This is a genomic window from Vibrio sp. OPT46, from assembly GCF_015163535.1.
In the GTDB taxonomy this organism is placed as follows: domain Bacteria; phylum Pseudomonadota; class Gammaproteobacteria; order Enterobacterales; family Vibrionaceae; genus Vibrio; species Vibrio alginolyticus.
Genome location: NZ_JADDYG010000093.1, coordinates 1 through 2,259, shown reverse-complemented (window position 1 = coordinate 2,259; position 2,259 = coordinate 1). Strand labels below are relative to the sequence as shown.

At 41.3% G+C, this 2,259-nt stretch carries 3 protein-coding genes; 2 read left to right on the top strand and 1 reads right to left on the bottom strand.

Going from position 1 to position 2,259, the window contains the following annotated elements; genetic code table 11:
* Both IQR33_RS32285 and IQR33_RS04230 read left to right on the top strand, forming a co-directional pair.
* A partial coding sequence (locus IQR33_RS32285; RefSeq protein WP_228013753.1) for a hypothetical protein occupies positions 1-232 on the top strand: 232 nt, incomplete at its 5' end.
* Positions 229-1,338, top strand: a complete 1,110-nt coding sequence (locus tag IQR33_RS04230; protein ID WP_005385027.1) for a 1-acyl-sn-glycerol-3-phosphate acyltransferase — start codon at positions 229-231, stop codon at positions 1,336-1,338. The genes IQR33_RS32285 and IQR33_RS04230, both read left to right, overlap by 4 nt.
* A 74-nt stretch (positions 1,339-1,412) precedes the next feature.
* Here IQR33_RS04230 and IQR33_RS04225 read toward each other — a convergent pair whose 3' ends face one another.
* Positions 1,413-2,012, bottom strand: a complete 600-nt coding sequence (locus IQR33_RS04225) for a hypothetical protein (RefSeq protein WP_025998668.1) — start codon at positions 2,010-2,012, stop codon at positions 1,413-1,415.
* Positions 2,013-2,259: the final 247 nt, after the last annotated feature.

Below are 2,259 nucleotides of genomic sequence, written 5' to 3'. Positions count from 1 at the left end.
GGTATTTAGCGTCGTGAAATTCAATTGCGTAGTTCATTATGAGTACCAGTGTTTTTTGGCGCTAAGGGTAACGTTAAACCCATACGATTCCAACCTGCTGAGAGAATTTTTTAGCATGATAAATGGTGGCTTAACTGGTATGACCATGTTAAAAGTATGGGTTGAAATGCTGCTTGTCAGCAAAACTATGCGTAAAATGTGCCAGCTTTTTTTGATATGTAATGAACAATGACAGCCAATACCGATCCTTATATTGAAATTCGTCCTTACAACGACGAAGAAATTCCAGCAGCGCTGGATCGTCTAATCCAAGATGATGAATTTATCACTGCTATCCTAGAACATCGCTTTGCTAATAAAGCAGCGTGGTTCAAAACGCTAATGAGCCCGATCCTGCGCATCTACCTGAAAGCTAAGTGGAGCAAGCTTGATTCTGTCGAAGCAATTCAGATTGAAGTGAAGAAGTATCTGAAAGATACATTGAATAAGACAACGGATGGCGTCACTTTTTCTGGTTTGGATAAGCTGGATAAAAACACGTCATACCTATTCGTTTCTAACCACCGTGATATTGCGATGGACCCTGCGCTCGTAAACTATGGCTTGTACCAAAGTGGGCACCGTACAGTTCGTATAGCGATTGGCGATAACCTGCTGAAGAAGCCATGTGCGACAGAATTGATGCGACTCAATAAGAGCTTCATCGTTAAGCGCTCTGCTAAAGCGCCTAGAGAAATGATGAAAGCATTGGGACAACTGTCAAGCTATATCAAACATTCGCTTGATACTGGCAATTCAATTTGGATTGCCCAAAAGGAAGGTCGTGCTAAAGATGGAAACGACTTTACTGATCCTGCGATTTTAAAAATGTTCCATGTTGAAGGTCGTAAACAAAAAATCAGTTTTGGTGAGTACACGCGTTCTTTGAAAATCGTTCCTGTCTCGATTGCCTATGAAAATGATCCATGTGACATTGCCAAAGCAAAAGAGCTGTACGAAAAAGCAGAAAATGGCCGCTATGAAAAAGGCGAATTTGAAGATATCGAAAGCATCATTCAAGGTATCGTTGGCTATAAAGGCCGTGTACATGTTGCGTTTGGTGATGTGATTGAGCAAGAGTTTGAAACGCCGGAATCTCTTGCTGGTGAAATCGACCGCCAAATTCACAACAACTACAAGTTGTACCCAATCAACTTGTTAGCTGCTGGGCATGAAGATTCGAGCATCATTACGGAAGCGGTTAAGCGTCATCTCGCGGATAAGTTGGATCAGCTACCTGAAGGCGCAAGACCTTATTTGGTGGCGAGCTATGCTAATCCTGTGAATAACCAAGAGTAATCTTCGTCACTGAACTCTGTTGATTCAGAATGCCTTAAAGCCTCGGCCTGCCGGGGCTTTTGTTTATCTGCTCTTTAAGGTGCGACGGCGCCACCAAGGGTTAAATTGCTAGGCCATTTGGTGATCCTGTTACCACCTAAATAGATATTCCCTTTCACCGTCATTGTGTCTGGAAATACTTTCAGCGCTGATCCTCCAATATAAAGATTACCATCAACCACCAATCCTTCAGGAAGTTCAGAAATGGGAGTGCGAATAACACTTAGATCACCTTTTACTCGAAGTTTAGCTGGAAGCGCTTTTAACGGTGTATCTGTCAGATTTAGGTAACCGCCTAGTTTGATGCCTTTAGGCCAGTTTTCGATCTTACTACCTAGTAGGTTTGCATAGCCTTTTATCTTTGTTCCTGAGCGAATAACTTTGAGTGCGCTGTTAGTTGCTTCCAGACTGCCTTCAACATCAAGCCCTTTAGGCAAGGTTTTGATAGGGGTTTGTGAGATGTTTAAGTTGCCCTTTACCACTAGGCCAGAGGGGAGTTGGGTGTAAGGCTTGTTTCTAAGATCAAGATTGCCGTAATTATCGATGTGACCAAACTTAGAATAGTAATCTAGCTCATATGCCAAAGGAGACGAGCAGAGCAGGATTGAAGTAATGCATAGGGAAACAAAACGCATAGTCAAAGAGTTAGTTAAATACCGAGATCAACAGGTGCTTATCTTATACTTAAATAAACCTATTATGCATTTTTTGCTCACAGTTTTTGATTCATAACTTAAATATTCAAATTAGAGATACACGTTAAAAGTGTGCGCTTCTTTACTGAGCTAAGTAACTTCAAGCTTACTAAAATGAGATAAATTAAATGATTGAATGTGAAGCAGACCCAAGTGTAGAGGTGAGAAAAATATCAGTAGATATTTG

Coding starts and splice junctions, on each gene's coding strand:
- IQR33_RS04225 (WP_025998668.1), bottom strand. CDS start 2,012: ATGCGTTTTGTTTCCCTATGCATTACTTCAATCCTGCTCTGCTCGTCT.
- IQR33_RS04230 (WP_005385027.1), top strand. CDS start 229: ATGACAGCCAATACCGATCCTTATATTGAAATTCGTCCTTACAACGAC.